Below are 17,619 nucleotides of genomic sequence, written 5' to 3'. Positions count from 1 at the left end.
ATCCCGACACTTATACTGCGATATTATCGATCAGGCGCACGCCATCAATCCATGCGGCGGCGAACAAGCGACCCTCGCCTGACAGGCGTTCCTGGCATTCCAAATCTTCTGCCCTTCGCAGATCGAGATAGTCGACCTCTGAAAAACCATCTTGCAGCAACTGTGCCTCGGCCACGGCCCGCAGGCCGGCGACCCCTCCCCCCGCGCGCAGACCCTCGGCCATCCGGCGCATTTCCCGGATCAAGCCCGCAGCTTGCTGCCGCGCCGTGTCAGAGAGGCGCTCATTGCGCGAGGACATGGCCAGCCCGTCGCGCTCGCGTACGGTGGCACAGCCGATGACCTCAATGGGCAGATCCAGATCGCGAGTCATGCGGCGCACCACCTGCAATTGCTGAAAGTCCTTCTCACCGAAATAGGCCCTGTCCGCGCCGCTTTGCATGAACAACTTGGTCACGATGGTGGCCACGCCATCGAAGTGCCCCGGACGGTGCGCGCCGCACAACACGTCGGTCAGACCGCTCACCGATACGGTGGTGGAAAAGCCCGTCGGATACATCTGCTCCACATCCGGCGCATACAGCACGTCCACCGCAAACGGCGCGAGCTTGTCACAATCGCTGTCTTCGGTGCGCGGATAGCTGTCCAGGTCGGAGGGATTGTTGAACTGCGCCGGATTCACGAAGAGCGTCACGATCACCCGGTCGCAGTCGTCCTTGGCGGCCTTCACCAGCGACAAGTGTCCGTCGTGCAGCGCGCCCATGGTGGGCACGACGCCGATGCGCGCGCCGTCCTTGCGCCATTCAGCAACCTTTGTGCGCAGGTCGCCAAGACTGCGGATGATCTGCGGGTTTCGGGCGGCGTGATCGAAGACGATCTGATCCTGCCGGGTCATGCGGAGCGTTCCACATCAGAGAAGACATGCTCCGGCCCTGGGAATTGGCGCGCACGGACGTCAGCTGCATAGGCCGCGATGGCGGCCTCTCCGTCTTTGCCCAATGTGCCGTAACGCTTGACAAATTTCGGCTTGAAGGCCGTGAACAGCCCCAGCATGTCATCGACCACAAGGATCTGGCCGTCACAGCCTGCGGATGCGCCAATCCCGATTGTCGGGATCTTCAGCTGCGCGGTGACCGCATCGGCAAGGCCCTGTGGCACCTTTTCCAGAACCACGGCAAAAGCTCCGGCCTCCGCGACGGCGCGGGCGTCGGCCATCAACTTGCCGGCCGCTGCACCGCGGCCCTGCACCTTATAGCCACCAAGCGTGTGAATCGATTGTGGTGTCAGGCCGATGTGCGCCATCACGGGAATACCGCGCGCGGTGAGAAAGCGAATCGTTTCCGCCATGTCCACCCCACCTTCAAGCTTTACCGCCGGTGCGCCGGTCTCGCGCAGAATGCGGGCCGCGTTGCGGAAAGCCTGTTCTTTCGATTCCTCGTAAGATCCGAAGGGCATGTCCACGACCATCATGGCCGTCTTCAGGCCGCGCGCCACAGCCTGGCCGTGAAGGATCATCATCTCCATCGTGACACCAAGAGTGGATTCGAGCCCATGCAGAACCATCCCAACGGAGTCGCCCACAAGGACGAAATCCACATGATCGTCCATCATCTGCGCCATCGGCGTCGTGTAGGCCGTCAGGCTCACCAACGGCGCGCCGCCTTTGGCGTTTCGAATGTCCTCAGGCGTCTTGGCCCGAGACTGTCCAGTGGTGCTCATGCTTGGCTCCTCCCTCCAAAACGACGGCAGCGCACGGCTCACGATATGTCGTGAGAAACGCGCCATGCGTCATAAAGTTGCGCGGACGTATCACATGCCGCAGCGCAGCGCTACATATCATTTGGTGACACACACAGGAAGCTCCGAGACTAAAACGCGGCGTCAGACACGTATCAGCGGTGGGCAAGGCGCGCTGAGTAGGGCGTCAATTGCCCATGTGGCAAATACATATGCACGCCGTCTTGTGCCGATTTCAGGGTCGCGCCAGACGGGGTGAGGCGTAACTCAAAGCGCTGCTCCCCGTCGGTCAGTGTCACATGCACAGTGGTGTCATCCGACGGGTCCGGCAAGGACAGCTGCCCGAACCGCGGGTTTCTGACATCCGCATGGCGGCTGGCCAGGACATGCAGCGCGGTGGCGAGATGCATCTGCCCAAGGTGTGTGCACCGAGCAGCGATCTCTGCAGCAGAGAGATGGATCAGCAAATCGTCGGCGATGATGTCCGCTGCCTCGGCGTCTGGCATGGCAAAGAGCGACAGACCGGCATCATCGGTGACAGCCATCAGCGTCGCACCGCTATCCAGTTGAATGGTCTGGGTCGTGGCTTGTGTCGCGCCGGTCCAGCTGTGCACGGGCCGATCCATCTGGCGGATCACATCACCCCGGTTCAGCAGGCGCAGCGCCTCGGCGATGGCGATGGTGTGGCGATCTTCGAACCGGGCCGCGATCTTGTGGAAATCACGTTGTTCGAGACGACGCGCACGGTCCAGGTTATCGTCGCAATAGAGGCCCAGCGCCTGCTTCCAGTGGCGGTCCGGAATAACGACGTGATCTGGATGCTCCGCCATCCAGCGCGCGATGCGCACACCCAGCGGCGCGATACGGTTCAGACGTGCGAAGGGGATATCCAGACGGTCAAGCGCCGGCACATCATCGGGGATCTCCACATGACCATGCGCCTTGCACCATTTTGCCATAGAGCGGGCGAGGATTTCGTAGGGCTCCGCCTTGAGCGCGCGCAGCCCCTGGACAACGTGGCGCACCGCCACATTCCCCAGGCCAAGTGCGATGATCGTGCGTACAAAGCGCGCGTGGCCCCCGGCCAGAACCTCGCGGCGATAGAGGTCCACCATCGCGGCGCGCAGCATGGCCGGGTGAAGCTCATCATGGTGATACAGCCCCTGTTGCGTCAGCGTGGCAAAGGCATCGGCCAGCGCCTCCAACACCGGGTTGGGGTCATGGGGCAACGCGCCCAGCGCGCTACACGGCAGGGGTATTTGGACGACCGTCATCACGGGCGGGACGGCAAAATGCACCTCCGGGAAGGCAAGCGTGATCCCGTCGGAGACGCGCGGTGCGCGATGGCACTGTCCTTTTGTCGTTGTCACGAGATTCAACATCGCTGCCAGCATTCCCGGTCCCCCTTCACCGTCAATTAACCAGGATATCGTGCGCAATCACGGCACAACCGTGGCGCGCAACGGGAGTTTTCGCGACAGTCGAATATCGCAACACGGTTGCAGCGGCGGCGCGAAAGCCTCAACACTGACGTAACCACGTTACGGGAGACGCCTCGTCATGACCTTCAGCCGCCTCATTGTCGCCGCATTTGCATTGTCCGCCAGCGCGGCCGCGGCGCAGCAGACCGACCTGACCATCGCCTTGCAACTGGAACCCCCGCATCTGGATCCGACGTCCGCCGCCGCGGGGGCCATCGACAGTATTTTATATGCCAACGTTTTCGAAGGGTTGACCCGCTTCGACCAGACCGGCGCCGTGCAGCCCGCGCTGGCACAAAGCTGGGAGATCTCTGACGACGGGCTGACCTACACCTTCACCCTGGCGGAGGCGACCTTTCACGATGGCACCAGCTTTGACGCCGAAGATGTGAAGTTCTCGCTCGACAGGGCGCGGGCAGACGACAGTGTGAACGCGCAAAAGCCGCTTTTCGAGGCGATTGAAACGGTGGAGGTCGTTGACGCCCGCACCGTGCGGCTGACCCTGTCAAAGCCGGAGGGCAACCTGCTGTTCAACCTTGCATGGGGCGATGCGGTGATCGTCGCGCCTGAGAGCGTCGAGACCATAAAGAGCGCGCCCGTGGGCACCGGCCCGTTCCGCTTTGCTGACTGGCGGCAGGGCGACAGCATCACGCTGACCGCCTTTGACGATTACTGGGGGAAGGCCCCCGCCCTGACGGAGGCGACGTTCAAATTCATCTCCGACCCGACGGCGGCCTTTGCTGCGGTGATGGCGCAGGATGTGGACGCCTTCGCCGGCTTCCCAGCGCCTGAAAACCTGCCTATCTTCGAGGCCGATCCGCGGTTCCAGGTTCTTGTGGGCTCCACCGAAGGCGAGACGATCCTTGCCATGAACAATGGTGAGGCGCCCTTCGACAATCCCAAGGTGCGTGCGGCCGTGGCGCATGCCATCGACCGGCAGGCGGTGATCGACGGCGCAATGTATGGCTATGGCACCCCCATCGGCACGCATTTCGCGCCGCACAATCCCGATTACCTCGACCTGACCAATCTGTCGGCCTTTGACCCCGAACAGGCGAAGGCGCTGCTGGCAGAGGCGGGCTATCCCGACGGGTTCGAGACCACGCTGAAGCTGCCGCCGCCGTCCTATGCACGCCGGGGCGGGGAGATCATCGCATCGCAGTTGCGTGCCGTGGGGATCGAGACGCAGATCACCAACCTCGAATGGGCGCAATGGCTCGAAGAAGTGTTTCGCGGCAAGGACTTCGGCCTGACCATCGTCAGCCATACGGAGCCAATGGACATCAGCATTTACGCGCGGCCCGACTACTATTTCCAATATGGCGCGCCGGAGTTGGTGGCCGTGTTCGACGCGCTTGGCGCCACTTCGGATCCTGTGGAGCGCACCACCTTGCTGCAGGACGCCCAGCGCATGATTGCCGAGGATCACGTCAACGCATATCTTTTCCAGCTCGCCTTTCCCACGGTGGCTGACGCGCGCCTGGAGGGCCTGTGGCAAAACCAGCCCACGCAGGCCACGGACCTGACGGCTGTGCGCTGGACGCAATAACAGCGCTCCGGGGCCTGTCGCATGTGGTTCTACCTTGCCCGCCGCCTGCTGTCGCTTGGCGTCAGCCTGATTGCCGCCAGTGCGGTGATCTTTCTTGTTGTGGAAATCGCGCCGGGCGATCCTGCCGCCTACATGTTGGGCATCAATGCGCAGCCGGAAACCCTTGCCGCGCTGCGCACCGAGCTGTCATTGGATCTGTCCGCCCCGGCCCGGTACTGGCACTGGATCACGGGGATGCTGAGCGGTGATTTCGGCACATCTTATACCTACCGCACCCCGGTGGCGGATATGGTGGCGGATCGCCTGACCGTCTCCCTGCCTTTGGCGGTAATGGCGCTGGTTCTGGCGGTGGCGGTCGCCCTGCCCGCCGGTTTGTTTGCCGCCTCCCGCCGGGGCAAGCCCGGCGATGTGGCGGTGATGGGGGCGGCGCAACTGGGTGTGGCGGTGCCAAACTTCTGGTTTGCGATGCTGCTGGTGCTGGGTTTTGCGATCACCTGGCGGATTTTTCCCTCCGGCGGCTTTCCCGGCTGGGATCAGCCGCTTCAAGCTTTGCGGGCACTGACCTTGCCCACCATTGCGCTCGCCCTGCCGCAGGCCGCAATTCTGGCACGGGTGTTGCGGTCCTCGCTGATCGACGCGCTGCACGAGGATTACATCCGCACCGCGCGGGCCAAGGGGCTGACCCCGGGCCAAGCGCTGCGCCGTCACGGGTTGCGCAATGCACTGATCCCCGTGTTGACCCTGATGGGGCTGCAATTCTCCTTTTTGCTGGCAGGAGCGATCATCATCGAACAAGTGTTCTACCTTCCGGGATTGGGCCGGCTGATTTTTCAGTCGATTTCTCAGCGTGACCTCATCACCGTGGAATCAGTGACCATGCTGTTGGTCTTTGCGGTGATCGTGGTGAATTTCCTGACGGATATGGCCTATGCGGTGGCCGACCCTCGTCTGCGCCGCCAAGGTCGCCGCGCATGAGCCGCGCGCTGATCCTTGGGGCCGCGCTGACCCTGACGGTGCTGGCAGGCGCGGCGCTGTCGCTGGTCTGGACACCTTACGACATCACACAGATGAGTATTCCCGACCGGCTTCAAGGGCCATCCGGCGCGCATTGGCTGGGCACCGATCACTTTGGCCGGGACATCCTTTCTATGCTGATGCTGGGCGCACGCACCTCGATTGCCGTTGCGCTGGTGGCCGTAGGCATAGGCGCAGGCGTGGGTGTGCCGCTGGGGCTGACCGCCGCCGCACGGCGTGGAGGTCTGGTGGATGAGGCGATTTCCCGTCTGTCGGACCTTGTGTTCGCCTTCCCCAGCCTCGTCATCGCGATACTTATTACAGCAAGCTTTGGCGCGTCTGCACTGAACGCGATCCTTGCCATCGGCATCTTCAACATTCCGGTATTTGCACGCCTGACACGGGGGGCCGCGCTGCCGGTGTGGCAACGAGAGTTCATCCTCGCCGCGCGCACATTTGGCAAGGGTGCGGGACGGATCAGCGTAGAACATATCCTGCCCAACCTCACCAACCTTTTGATCGTGCAGTGCACCATCCAGTTTTCGCTCGGCATCCTCGCCGAGGCCGGTCTGAGCTATGTTGGCCTTGGCGCGCAGCCCCCCACACCAAGCTGGGGCCGAATGCTGGCCGACGCGCAGACCCTGGTGACGCTGGCGCCGCATGTGGCCTTGATCCCGGGATTGACCATCGTTCTTACCGTTTTGGGGCTGAACCTGCTGGGTGACGGTCTGCGCGATGCGCTGGACCCACGTCTGAAAGTGATCCGCGCGTGAGTGTGCATCGGATGCCACACGCCGAGGCCGCGGCCCCGCTGCTATCATTGCGCGACCTGTCCGTAGCGATCAGAGGACGAGGACTTCTGCACGACGTATCGCTGGATATTGCGCCCGGCGAAGTCGTGGCGCTGACAGGCGAGTCCGGATCGGGCAAGTCACTCACCGCTTTGGCCACCATGGGTCTGCTGCCCTCGCGCGCGCAGATCAGCGGGACGTTGCGTTTTGCCGGACAGGAGCTGTTGCCGTTGGCGGAACCGCAGCGCGCGGCATTGCGCGGGCAACATATGTCGATGATCTTCCAAGAGCCGATGACCGCGCTCAACCCGCTTCAGACCATCGGCCAACAGATCGCGGAGGTCTGCGCCATCCATCGCGCGCCACCGCCAGACCTGGCCGCGCTGCTCGACCGAGTGGGACTGGATCTGCCGCCGTCGCGCTATCCGCATGAATTGTCGGGTGGCCAACGGCAAAGGGTTGTGATCGCCATGGCCGTGGCCTTGCGTCCCAAGCTGATCATCGCGGATGAACCGACCACAGCGCTGGATGTCACCACGCAATCGCAGATTCTGACGCTGCTAAAGGACCTCACACGTCAACACGGCAGCGCGCTGATGATGATCACGCATGATCTGGCCGTGGTGGCGGATATGGCGGATCGCATTGTCGTCATGAACAAGGGCCACGTGGTGGAAACCGCTACGACCGCGACACTTTTGGCGGCGCCGCAACACGCCTATACGCAAAGCCTGTTGGCGGCGTCGGCGCATCGCACCAAACTGCCGCCGCGTGCCGTTGGCGGCAGGCTGATGGCCGCACGCGATGTCACCATCACCTACCCCGGAGCGCGTCGCCTTCTGCGCGGCCCAGCGCCGGTCCCTGCGGTGCAGAAGGTGAGCTTTGATATCAGAAAAGGCGAGCGGCTCGGGCTGGTGGGGGAAAGCGGCTGTGGCAAGTCCACCCTCTCTCGCGCGTTGTTAGGGCTTCAACCGCTGGCAGAGGGCGAAATCACCTTGGACGGCGCGCCGATCAACACGCGAGCGGCGCGGCAGCGGATACAGGTCGTATTCCAGGACCCTTACGGCAGTTTCAACCCACGCCATCGCGTGCGCCGTCTTTTGGCGGAACCGCTGCACCTTCTTGACCACCGCCCGTCGCGTCGCGACGTCGATGCCTCCATTGCCCGGGCCTTGACCGACGTGGGACTATCCCCCGACGACGCGGAAAAGCACATTCACGCGTTCTCGGGCGGGCAACGGCAGCGGTTGGCGATTGCACGGGCGCTCGTCATCTCACCGGAGTTGATCGTGCTGGACGAAGCTGTGTCTGCGCTGGATGTGCGGGTGCGCGCAAAGGTGCTGGACCTGCTCGCCGATTTGTCGGCCAAACGGGGCCTTGCCTGGCTGTTTATCAGCCATGATCTGTCGGTGGTCCGTTCGGTCACCGACCGGGTTCTGGTGATGGACAAAGGGCAGATCGTCGAGGATGCCGCAACCCAGGCGCTGTTCGACCGCCCGGCCCATCCGGTCACCCGGCGACTTCTGGCAGCTGCGCCAAGAGGCGTTTGAAAGCAGCACGTGCAGATTGCGGCCTCGGCCTGGAGAGCTGTATCGCGCCACGGATCCAACATCGGCCCGCAGACGTCCTCATGGTGCGATTTTTGATGATCTGCGGATGTTCCTTGGTGCGCCGATCCGTTTAAGTTGCAGATATGCGCCACGCGTTCGAAAGGTACTTCATGCTTCCCGGCCCACGTAATCTGATCACCGATGTTCCCGGCTTGCGGGTCGGCAATGCACACGATTCCATGCTGCGATCCGGCGTCACCGTGGTTACAGCGGATGCGCCCATGGTGGCGTCTGTCGCGGTTCACGGCGGCGCGCCCGGCACACGAGAGACGGACTTGCTCGCACCGGACAAGAGCGCGCCCGGCGTGGATGCCTTGGTCCTGTCCGGGGGCAGTGCCTTTGGCTTGGCGGCGGCACAGGGTGTGATGGATGAATTGCACTCGCGGGGACGCGGGTTCGAGGTCCTGTCCGCGCGTATCCCTATCGTGCCTGCGGCGATCCTGTTCGACCTGCTGAACGGGGGCAACAAAGCGTGGAGTGACAACCCCTACCCCGCGTTGGGCCGCGCGGCATTGGCGGCAGCGGAGACCGATTTTGCCATTGGAACGGCGGGGGCTGGCGCGGGGGCGCAAACCGCACAGCACAAAGGCGGGCTGGGCTCCGCGTCTTTCGTGTTGGACGGGGTGACCGTGGGAGCGCTGGTCGCCGTGAACCCGATGGGCAGCGTCACGACCCCTTCGGGAGGGTATTTTCACGCGGCGCCGTTGGAAATCGCGGGGGAATTCGGCGGTTTGGGTGTCGATCCGGAGCCGTCCTGGCGCATTCTGCCCAGCCGCAAGGTGCAGGCGATGGCCGCGCAAGGGAACACCACCATTGCCATCGTGGCCACAGACGCGCAGCTGGACAAGGCACAATGTCATCGGTTGGCGGTTGCGGCCCATGATGGGATCGCCCGGGCCATCCTGCCAGCGCATACGCCGATGGACGGGGATCTGGTGTTTGCCGCCTCGACCGGCGCGCAGGAGGTCGACCCCGTGGCTTTGGCGATGCTGGGCCATGCCGCAAGCCTGTGTCTGTCCCGCGCCATTGCACGCGCGATATGGGAGGCCAAGCCAGAGCCCGGAGACACCTTGCCAACGCTGCGCGAGACGCTTTCCTAGCGCAGGATCGGCGGCTTGTCCGGATTTGAACCGGGCGCGGGTCGCACGGTTTCCACCTTGCGTTCCGGCGGCTTGGGAAGATCAAAGCGCAGTCCCGTGCGCGCGAGCTCCGCTGCCAACGGATCGTGCTGCGACAGGAAGGTGACGTCGATCGCCCCGGCCTCCAGCCCTGAGAAAACCAACGCCTCCTGTACGGCACCCGCCAAAGCCGGCTCCGCCCCCTCTGGCGCACCAATGATGCCGAGGATGTGCCCCTTGGCCCCACCTTCATAGGTGGCGCCCGAGAGCCACGCGGTTTCGGCCAGACCGGCGGCGGTGGCGAGCTTGGCGTCCAGCGTGGTCAACAGCACCTCGGGCAATCCCTTGGGCGCGTGCAGACGCTCGATCCGGGCCTCATCCGTTTGCGGTGCCTGACCCAATGTGTCAGCCAGCCAGTGCATCGCCTCTGGCGGCAGAAGGGTTTCCGAGGCGGTGCCTGCGTTCAGGGCGATCCCGATGCCCTGCCCTGCCAGCATCCCGGCCAGCGCCCGACCCGACAGCGCGACGTAAGGCACGGCACGGGTGGCGAAATCTGACAGCCGGTGCTCTCGGTCAAAGGCCAAAAGGAAACGTGCATCCGCGATATCGAAGACCTCGGGCGATATATTGTCGCCCTCCGGCTCCTTCTCCAGCATCAGGTACAGCTCGGACGAGGCAAGCCGGTCGTAAAAGCGCAGGCGGATTGCATCGTCGTCCGGCGCGGCCTCCATCGCGGCAAGTGCTTGATCCAGATGGGTTGTCTCGGTCATCTCAGGGCCTCCTGAACATGGGACCGCAGGAGGGGGAGGAGATCCTCGCCAAACCACGGATTGCGTTTGAGCCATGCCGTATTGCGCCAGGACGGATGGGGCAAGGGGATCGCGCCAGGTAAGTGGTCGCGCCAGTGGGCGACGGTCTCTGTCACGCCGGTTTTCACGCCAAGGTGCCATTTCTGCGCGATGCCGCCGATGGGCAGGGTCAGGCGAATGTTCGGCAGTTCCGCCATGAGCGAGGTGCGCCATGTTCGCGCGCAAATGGCGGGCGGCGGAAGATCGGCCCCTTTGCGATAGCCCGGGAAACAGAACCCCATGGGAAGAATGGCAACGCGGCTCTCGTCGTAGAACGTTTCCGCATCCAGCCCCAGCCAATCGCGCAGACGATCGCCGGAGGGATCGGTGAAGGGCTTGCCCGAGGCGTGGACCCGCGCGCCCGGCGCCTGTCCCGCGATCAGCAGCGTTGCGGAGGGCTGCGCCCGCACGACGGGGCGCGGTGCGTGCGCCGTTTCGGTCTGCGCGAACCGTTCAGCACAAAGACGACAACCACGGATTTCAGCAAGCAAAGCGTCCATTGCACGCAAGATGGGTGACGATCGGAGCGATGCAAGGTCTGCACCTTATTTCGAGAGATGGCGAAATAAGACTTGCGCGACTCATTCGTTTCGTCATTTCTAGGTTTATGAAAATGAATGAACAGACTGAATTGACGCCAGAGATCGTCGCGGCCCAGTTCGCGGCGCTTGGATCGGAGCAGCGCCTTGCGGTGATGCAGGTGCTGGTACGTGCAGGCGAACCCGGTCTGCGCATTGGCCAGTTGGGGGAGCGCTGTGGGATCACCGGCTCCACGCTGACGCATCACTTGAAGATCCTCGCAGCTGCCGGGCTGGTGCACCAAAAAAGGCAGGGGCGTGCGACGATCTGCGCCGCGGCCAATTACGGTGAAGTGCGGCTGCTGTCCGACTACCTGTTGCGCCATTGCTGCGCCGATTGCGCGCCTGACACCGAAGGAGGCCGTTATGGCTGACACCTCTGCCCCGACGCCGCTCTGGCCACGCGTGAAAGACGCGATTTTCAACGCCTGGACCGCGATTGTCGTGGTGCTGGTTGCCGTGGCGCTGGTGGAGCCTGCCCAGCTGATGCCCACGGTGAGCTTTGGGCTGGGCGCTTTGGGGCGAACCGCGCCCTACATCCTGTTTGCCGTGCTGGCGGTGGCCTATATGAAGGCCACCGGCGCTGAAACGCTGCTGTCCAAAGCCTTCGAGGGCCGGGAGACGCGGATGATTTTCGTGGCCGCGATCCTTGGCGGGCTGTCGCCGTTTTGCTCCTGTCAGGTCATCCCTTTTATCGCGGCACTTCTGGCCGTGGGGGCGCCGCTGTCAGCGGTCATGGCCTTCTGGATCAGTTCCCCCCTGATGGACCCGGCGATGTATTCGGTGACGGCCGGGGTGTTGGGGTTCGAGTTTGCCAGCGCCAAGATGGTGGCCGCCGTGTCCATCGGGCTGTTCGGCGGCTTTGGCACAATGCTGCTGAAAAGGTCGCCCGTTTTCACCGATCCACTGCGCACTGCGCCCAAGGTCGGGGGATGCTGCGGCGTTAAAAAGCCGTTCCAAGGGGCGCCGCTCTGGCGGTTTTGGCAGGAGCCTGAAAGACGGGAGACCTTTCGCACCGCTGCCATGGACAACGGGTTGTTCCTGCTGAAGTGGCTGGCACTGGCCTATGTGCTGGAGGCGGTGATGATCCGCTACATTCCGGCGTCAAGCGTGGCGATGGTGCTGGGCGGCGAGGGCCTGAAGCCGATTCTACTGGGCGCATTCGTGGGTATGCCCGCCTACCTCAACGGATATGCTGCCGTGCCGCTGGTGCGCGAATTGCTGAACATGGGCATGGCCGATGGGGCCGCCATGAGCTTTATGCTGGCGGGAGGCGTATCATCGATTCCAGCCGCCATCGCGGTCTGGGCTTTGGTGAAGCCGCGCGTGTTTGCCGCCTACCTGGGGTTTGCGCTTACAGGGGCTGTGCTTGCCGGGCTGACATGGAGCGTCGTCGCCTAGCCGGGGCGGCCCTGGCTTCACCCTCCAGCCGTCGAGCCGACCCGCAGGCCGTTCTGGCACAGATGACCGCGATGCTCGACGCGCCAATGCGAAAGGCCTAAGGTACCAAGGCGTGTTCCGTCAGAGCGACGGAACACGCCTTGGCCGTCTCCGGCGGCGCAGAGTTTCTCTGGCCAAAGAGACATGGAGCCACGCGTTGTCATTGTTTCCGCTCAGGGCCATAATGTGGCCTAATTGCTATTTTAATCGAATTGAAACCCCATTTGGGGATAACGAGTGAACACCGGGGGAACCTCCCTGAATGCTAGAATTCGACATGGTATCGAAGTCCTTCTGGACAGGCACCCAGCGCAAGGTGATCCTTGACCGGGCGTCGTTTCGTGTCGAACTTGGGGAATCTCTTGGCATTCTCGCCCCCAACGGCACGGGCAAGACCACGTTGGTCCGCATGATGGCTGGATTGGAAAAACCCGACGAGGGCGAAATCCGGCGGGGGTGTCGTATTTCCTTCCCGCTGGGGTTCATGGGTGGGGTCGTCTCAAAGATCTCGGCCAAGGAAAACGCCCGGTTTATCGCGCGGATGTATGGCCTAGACCCGGACTATGTCGAAAGCTTCTGTCGCTGGCTCTGTGATCTGAAGGAATATTTCGACCAGCCTGTCGGGGTGTATTCCTCCGGAATGCGCGCCCGGTTCACCTTTGCCCTGATGTTGGCACTGGATTTCGACATGTACCTCATCGACGAAGGGATGCCGAATTCCACCGACGCCAATTTCAACAGGAAGGCCGGCGATCTGCTGGCCGAACGGCTTCGGACCACGACGATCATCATCGTCAGCCACCAGCCCGCCATTTTGGAAAAATTCGCGAAAAAGGCCGCCGTGTTGATGGACGGCCGATTGCATATGTTCGAAACCTTGGAAGAAGCGAAACAGTTGTATGACTACGAAACCCAAGGCTAAGAAGTTCCGCATCCGGCGGACGACCGAGAGCGGTGAAGCGGAAGCGTCGTCGACGCAGTCCACAAGCGAGGCGCGCACCACCTCTGGTGAGGCCGCGCGACCTGCCGTCCCGCAATCGACCAGCGCAGCGGGCAAGCCTGCCCCTGCGACGCAGCAAGCAAGCCTTTCGCGCCGCCCTGCCCCCGGCCCTCAGGACGCGCGCACGTCCGCGGTAGGTTCTGCATCGGAACGCCCAAACGCCACATCGCAAGAAGCACGCCCGACCGCCGCACACCCCGCGACGCCGCGGACCGCCGCCACCTCTCGCGCCTCAGTACAGCCGGCCACGTCGCGCCCGCCGTCGCAAACCTCCGCCGTATCAGGCGGTGGCGCCTCAGCCGCTCCCGCCGCCGCACAAGAGGACGCTGCCATGCATGCAGGCGAGGTATCCTCCCCGGCCCAGGTGCAAGGCGAAACCGATATGGAAGCGATCCGTCAAGAGGGCCTCACCGGACGCCAACTCCGCATGGCGCGCCGTGTCGCACAGAAACACGGGCTGGCACCGACATCGGATTTCGACGCGGTGCGCCTGCTGCGCAAGCAGGGCATCGACCCGTTTCAGCGCAGCAACATGCTGGAACTGGTGAATCCCGCTGGGCACAGCCCTGAAAAGCACGCCGCTGATGGCAAGGTGCAATTGCCGCAGACCGTTCAGGTCGAAAAGCAGAAACTGCCATCGACCGAATCCATGCCTCCGTCAGAACGCCGCGCCATTGAAATCGCCCGGATTCAGAAAGAGCTGGCTGCCCGGCGTCGCAAGAAAATGATGCTGCTGCTGGCACGGCTGGCCGTCTTTGTCCTGCTGCCGACATTCATCATGGGCTACTACTTTTACGTTGTCGCCACGCCGATGTATTCCACAAAGTCGGAATTCCTGATCCTCAAAAACGACGGCTCCGGGGCAGCTGTGCCCAGCTTCCTCAGCGGCACATCTTTCGATACGGCACAGGACGCCATCGCGACGCAAAGCTATTTGCAATCCAAGGAAGTCATGCTGCGTCTGGATGCGGACGTGGGATTTGTCGACCATTTCTCACAGGAATCAATCGACCCGATTCAGCGGCTTGAACCCGATGCGTCGAACGAAGAAGCGTACAAGCTGTACAAGAAGAATGTGCAGATCAGCTTCGACCCGACCGAAGGCGTGATCCGCATGGAAATCACCGCCGCCGACCCCGATCTGGCGGCGCAATTCAGCCGCGCCCTGATCACCTACGCCGAGGCGCGCGTCGACAACCTGACCGCACGCAAACGGTCTGACTCGGTCCTGTCGGCGGAGTCGAATTTGATCAAGGCCGAGAACGACCGAATGTCTGCGCAGGAGAAACTCGTGCGCATGCAACAAGAGGGCAATATCGTTGACCCGGAAGGACGCATCGGCGCCTTGCGCGCGCAAATCAACACCCGAGAGCTCGAACTGCAGGAAAAACGGCTTCAGCTGCAGGCCCTGCTCGACAACTCTCGCCCGAACACCGCAAAGGTCGATGGTACGCGCGGAGACATCCGGCGCCTGGAAGCTCTGCTGGCGCAGTTGAACAATGAGATGACACAGGCCACGACCGGGGAACAGTCACTGGCGGAAATGGCGGTTCAGATCAAGCTTGCCGAGGCAGACCTCGCCACCCGCGACCTGATGTTGCAATCCGCTCTGGAGCGACTGGAAGGGGCGCGCCGTGAGGCCGACAACCAGGCGCGTTACATGACCACCTCAGTGGAACCCGTCGCCTCTGAGGATCCCAGCTATCCGCGCAAATTCGAAAACACGATCCTGGCTTTCCTGATCTTTGCCGGAGCTTACCTCATGGTCTCCCTCACGGCCTCGATCTTACGAGAGCAAGTGTCGAGCTAAGGCAGTTTTCAGGATCTCCCCGGCCGCCATGCGGCCGGGACTTTTGTTTCCAGTCAGGGTCTTGCCTGCCGCGCGGCTGATCTGTCGCAGGAAACTATCATAAAACTGAAAAATAGTTGGGAAATGCGCTTGCACCCCCCCACGTCCCTTTGCTAGACGCGTCGACGGAGAGGTGGCCGAGTGGTCGAAGGCGCACGCCTGGAAAGTGTGTAGGCGGGGAACCGTCTCGAGGGTTCGAATCCCTTCCTCTCCGCCATTCAAACCCGAATTTGGGCACACCAATCACACCCGATTGCTGCACGTGTCCGCCTGCGAGCGTCCTCCGCACTTCCATTTTCGATCAGATGATACGCATTGCGTCGTCGGCGAGCTCGACACTTTGCGCCAAGGCGCGGAGGTGATCCCGCCGATAGCCGTGTTCTCGGTTCCGGATACGATCGCGTGCAATCTGCGAGAACTTACGGATCATTGCAGAAATGACAGCGCTGTTGCAGGGGCTGTCGAGCAAGGTCTGTCCGAAGCGTGGAGCCGATCACGACGCGCGCGGGCAGTTCGATCTGGGGTTGCGGGCTTGCAAGTGCTTGTGTTCGGCGTCGAAGGTCTCGCGGTCGATGATCGGCGGGACCGGCACGATGACGATTTCATCGGCTTCCTTGTCCGTCTTGTTCTTGCCGTTCTTGCCCCATTGATACTCTCTCATATAGGTGCGCCGCGTCAGGATGCGGTGAACCTGGCCGACGCCCCAGCGCCGCCGTTCCGCGTGAAGATGCCCTTGGCGTTGAAATGGTTGACGACGGCATTTACACTCATCTGTCCAGCATCGCAGTCGCCTTCAAGTGCGAGCCCATAGATCAGGCGGACGGTGTCAGCGTGCAGAGGGTCGAGTTCCAGCTTCTCCTTGACCTTCGCGCTGCGCTGCTCGGCTGCGAGCCATCCCAGAAGCCGTCCCGCAGGTTTTCCTTCAAGGCGCGCAGGACCTGCTTGGCGGTTTCCTTGGACTGGTCTTCGTCGAACGGCACAATGATCGCGCATGGGGTCGTCTCCCATCACCTGCGTGATGGAGACGAGGCGAATACCGTTCTTCGCCAGCTTACTGACAGAGAGCTCCAGCTCGGAATGATCGCGGAAGCAACGCGAGAAGCTTTGAACCACGACGACATCGAAGGCCGCCGGCTTGGACATTCCCGCCTCGATCATGCGCTGAGTCTGCGGTGGCGGTCATCTGCGGCCGACGCGCCAACCTCCATGAAGGTCTCGTAAGCTGATAGCCCCTCGCCTCGCACCATGCATCGCCCTGCTTGCGCTGGTCGCGGGAGGATCGACACGGCACGTTCGGCCTGCCGGCTGGTGGAGACTAAAGACACGCAGATAGAGAGCGGCTCTCACGGCGACATTGTGATTATGGACTTTCATTTTCGGGTTCCTTTCCTGCGAGGCTTGATCAGCGCAAGACTAGGTCAACCCGGTCATGAATGACCTTGGGATGCCTGTTGAGACCCTTCCCCATTCACATGCGAACGCGGCCGAAACTCTCCAACTTCTTGAGCGGGCGCGAAACGTTTGGCGTGGCACGGCCGATGAGTTGGCCCAGTTGTTCCAGCGAGGCGCTGGTTTCTCCTCATGGATGACGCGCAACAACTCTCGATTGCCTGCCGACAAAAGCCGGGCCGGATGGTCAGTGTCGGCGCGACCTGCAACCGGCAGTTTACAATCTGCGCTCCTGCCTGATTGACGGTATCCTGCACCCCGTCGCGGATCAGCCGGACCTCTGACCGCCAGCTCCGTTCCGACCTTGAGCAGTGTGGAAAGTCCAGCGGCCTTCATCAGACCCCAGCAATGATAGTCGACGCCATGTTCAAGCCGGCGTAACCGCTGCCCCCCGCCCGGCAGGCGCGCCAGAAGAATCAGGCGATGCCATACAAAGAGCACCCTGAGCTGGCCAAAGGTCACGCCGTCATCATATTGACCGATGATGCGGGTTCCTTGCGTGATCAGGAGCAGGGCGCCTGGCTGGAAGAGCACATTGGTCAGCCGCGCGGCTTCTTCCTCGGCGCGGCATCGCTCTTCCTCGGGATCTGCCGCGGGCGTGGTGAGCGAGAAAGAGAGCACCATCATCAATTTGCAGGCGCTGAACGCTTGCGTGCGCGACAGTTGGCAGCTGGCCTATGCTGTGGCGGTGACCGATGGAGCGCGGGCGCTAGCCGTGTCCGGACGCTGGGACCTCAAGGAGAAATAGGACCTGATCATCCCCGAGGTCTACGGCCCGGACCGGATACGGCTCGACGGGCCGCTCACCGACTTCTTGGTGCTGAACTGGTCGCGGGGCGGCGACCGGCTTACGCAGATCGCCCCTGTCACGCTATCGGACCGCATCGACTTGCTCAGCGTCATCATGAATAGCCCCGGCCCCTTCTATCAGCGCACGGGAGGAGGCTTCGAGCCGAAAGGCAATACGCCGGATCCCACCGCCTATCTGGACGCCGTGCAAGGCGTGCGGGTCTGCGAGGTTTTCGGTCGCATCGATCTCGACGCCATAGTGTCCGCAGGCCGGGACCTTTTCCATGGTTGAGACCTGCCATGCCTTTCTAATACCGGGGCCTACGCCCCGGGGAAAGGCGTGCATTCGGCGCGACTGCCTTGGGCGAT

19 protein-coding genes and 1 tRNA gene are annotated in these 17,619 nt (G+C 62.7%); 11 read left to right on the top strand and 9 right to left on the bottom strand.

What is annotated here, in order from left to right:
• Positions 1 to 10: 10 nt before the first annotated feature.
• The 3 genes from panC to J4E08_RS07060 all read right to left on the bottom strand — a co-directional run bounded on the left by panC (position 11) and on the right by J4E08_RS07060 (position 3,128).
• Positions 11 to 892 carry a pantoate--beta-alanine ligase gene (panC, locus tag J4E08_RS07070; protein WP_349537875.1) on the bottom strand — a complete coding sequence of 294 codons (882 nt, stop codon included), beginning with the start codon at positions 890 to 892 and terminating at the stop codon, positions 11 to 13.
• On the bottom strand, positions 889 to 1,716 hold the full coding sequence (gene panB / locus J4E08_RS07065) for a 3-methyl-2-oxobutanoate hydroxymethyltransferase (RefSeq protein WP_349537874.1): 828 nt from the start codon (positions 1,714 to 1,716) through the stop codon (positions 889 to 891). The genes panC and panB overlap by 4 nt, the downstream gene beginning before the upstream one ends.
• Before the next feature lie 173 nt (positions 1,717 to 1,889).
• Positions 1,890 to 3,128, bottom strand: coding sequence for a hypothetical protein (locus tag J4E08_RS07060; protein ID WP_349537873.1), 1,239 nt, complete (start codon positions 3,126 to 3,128; stop codon positions 1,890 to 1,892).
• A gap of 166 nt (positions 3,129 to 3,294) precedes the next feature.
• On the opposite strand from J4E08_RS07060, the gene J4E08_RS07055 reads away from it, so the two are divergent.
• From J4E08_RS07055 to J4E08_RS07035, 5 genes are all read left to right on the top strand, one after another.
• On the top strand, positions 3,295 to 4,764 hold the full coding sequence (locus J4E08_RS07055) for an ABC transporter substrate-binding protein (RefSeq protein WP_349537872.1): 1,470 nt from the start codon (positions 3,295 to 3,297) through the stop codon (positions 4,762 to 4,764).
• A 21-nt stretch (positions 4,765 to 4,785) separates the two neighbouring features.
• The gene (locus J4E08_RS07050; protein WP_349537871.1) at positions 4,786 to 5,739 is read left to right on the top strand and encodes an ABC transporter permease; all 954 of its coding nucleotides are present in this window, start codon (positions 4,786 to 4,788) and stop codon (positions 5,737 to 5,739) included.
• A complete protein-coding gene (locus J4E08_RS07045) occupies positions 5,736 to 6,551 on the top strand; it encodes an ABC transporter permease (RefSeq protein ID WP_349537870.1) in 816 nt (271 codons plus the stop codon). Before J4E08_RS07050 ends, J4E08_RS07045 begins: the two co-directional genes overlap by 4 nt.
• Before the next feature lie 11 nt (positions 6,552 to 6,562).
• The gene (locus J4E08_RS07040; protein WP_349537981.1) at positions 6,563 to 8,119 is read left to right on the top strand and encodes a dipeptide ABC transporter ATP-binding protein; all 1,557 of its coding nucleotides are present in this window, start codon (positions 6,563 to 6,565) and stop codon (positions 8,117 to 8,119) included.
• Between the two features lie 170 nt (positions 8,120 to 8,289).
• On the top strand, positions 8,290 to 9,279 hold the full coding sequence (locus J4E08_RS07035; RefSeq protein ID WP_349537869.1) for a P1 family peptidase: 990 nt from the start codon (positions 8,290 to 8,292) through the stop codon (positions 9,277 to 9,279).
• Here J4E08_RS07035 and J4E08_RS07030 read toward each other — a convergent pair.
• Both J4E08_RS07030 and J4E08_RS07025 read right to left on the bottom strand, forming a co-directional pair.
• Positions 9,276 to 10,067 (bottom strand): SseB family protein, encoded by a 792-nt coding sequence (locus tag J4E08_RS07030; RefSeq protein WP_349537868.1) that lies wholly within the window; start codon positions 10,065 to 10,067, stop codon positions 9,276 to 9,278. The two genes, J4E08_RS07035 and J4E08_RS07030, sit on opposite strands and share 4 nt — an antisense overlap.
• On the bottom strand, positions 10,064 to 10,645 hold the full coding sequence (locus J4E08_RS07025; protein ID WP_349537867.1) for a uracil-DNA glycosylase family protein: 582 nt from the start codon (positions 10,643 to 10,645) through the stop codon (positions 10,064 to 10,066). The genes J4E08_RS07030 and J4E08_RS07025 overlap by 4 nt, the downstream gene beginning before the upstream one ends.
• 107 nt (positions 10,646 to 10,752) lie before the next feature.
• Here J4E08_RS07025 and J4E08_RS07020 point away from each other — a divergent pair, with 107 nt between their 5' ends.
• The 5 genes from J4E08_RS07020 to J4E08_RS07000 all read left to right on the top strand — a co-directional run bounded on the left by J4E08_RS07020 (position 10,753) and on the right by J4E08_RS07000 (position 15,229).
• Positions 10,753 to 11,097, top strand: a complete 345-nt coding sequence (locus J4E08_RS07020; RefSeq protein ID WP_349537866.1) for an ArsR/SmtB family transcription factor — start codon at positions 10,753 to 10,755, stop codon at positions 11,095 to 11,097.
• Positions 11,090 to 12,124, top strand: a complete 1,035-nt coding sequence (locus J4E08_RS07015) for a permease (RefSeq protein ID WP_349537865.1) — start codon at positions 11,090 to 11,092, stop codon at positions 12,122 to 12,124. Before J4E08_RS07020 ends, J4E08_RS07015 begins: the two co-directional genes overlap by 8 nt.
• 301 nt (positions 12,125 to 12,425) lie before the next feature.
• On the top strand, positions 12,426 to 13,085 hold the full coding sequence (locus tag J4E08_RS07010; RefSeq protein ID WP_349537864.1) for an ABC transporter ATP-binding protein: 660 nt from the start codon (positions 12,426 to 12,428) through the stop codon (positions 13,083 to 13,085).
• Positions 13,063 to 14,973 (top strand): KpsE/RkpR family capsule polysaccharide export protein, encoded by a 1,911-nt coding sequence (locus J4E08_RS07005; RefSeq protein WP_349537863.1) that lies wholly within the window; start codon positions 13,063 to 13,065, stop codon positions 14,971 to 14,973. The genes J4E08_RS07010 and J4E08_RS07005 overlap by 23 nt, the downstream gene beginning before the upstream one ends.
• A 166-nt stretch (positions 14,974 to 15,139) precedes the next feature.
• Positions 15,140 to 15,229, top strand: a tRNA-Ser gene (locus J4E08_RS07000).
• 84 nt (positions 15,230 to 15,313) lie between these two features.
• On the opposite strand, the gene J4E08_RS06995 is transcribed toward J4E08_RS07000, so the two are convergent.
• From J4E08_RS06995 to J4E08_RS24500, 4 genes are all read right to left on the bottom strand, one after another.
• Positions 15,314 to 15,442, bottom strand: a complete 129-nt coding sequence (locus tag J4E08_RS06995; protein ID WP_349537862.1) for a hypothetical protein — start codon at positions 15,440 to 15,442, stop codon at positions 15,314 to 15,316.
• Positions 15,443 to 15,505: 63 nt separating this feature from the next.
• Complete coding sequence (locus tag J4E08_RS06990) at positions 15,506 to 15,691, bottom strand: recombinase family protein (RefSeq protein ID WP_349537980.1); 186 nt, start codon at positions 15,689 to 15,691, stop codon at positions 15,506 to 15,508.
• Positions 15,688 to 16,170: a recombinase family protein gene (locus J4E08_RS06985; RefSeq protein WP_349537861.1), complete on the bottom strand. Its 483-nt coding sequence runs from the start codon at positions 16,168 to 16,170 to the stop codon at positions 15,688 to 15,690. Before J4E08_RS06985 ends, J4E08_RS06990 begins: the two co-directional genes overlap by 4 nt.
• A 255-nt stretch (positions 16,171 to 16,425) precedes the next feature.
• Positions 16,426 to 17,088, bottom strand: coding sequence for a TrbI/VirB10 family protein (locus J4E08_RS24500; RefSeq protein ID WP_502949248.1), 663 nt, complete (start codon positions 17,086 to 17,088; stop codon positions 16,426 to 16,428).
• A 187-nt stretch (positions 17,089 to 17,275) separates the two neighbouring features.
• On the opposite strand from J4E08_RS24500, the gene J4E08_RS06975 reads away from it, so the two are divergent.
• Positions 17,276 to 17,542, top strand: a complete 267-nt coding sequence (locus J4E08_RS06975; protein WP_349537860.1) for a hypothetical protein — start codon at positions 17,276 to 17,278, stop codon at positions 17,540 to 17,542.
• Positions 17,543 to 17,619 lie beyond the last annotated feature (77 nt).

The sequence above is a fragment of the Sagittula sp. NFXS13 genome (assembly GCF_040148795.1).
Lineage (GTDB): Bacteria > Pseudomonadota > Alphaproteobacteria > Rhodobacterales > Rhodobacteraceae > Sagittula > Sagittula marina.
The sequence above is the reverse complement of the archived record's forward strand: the minus strand, read 5'-3'. Positions and strand labels throughout refer to the sequence as shown.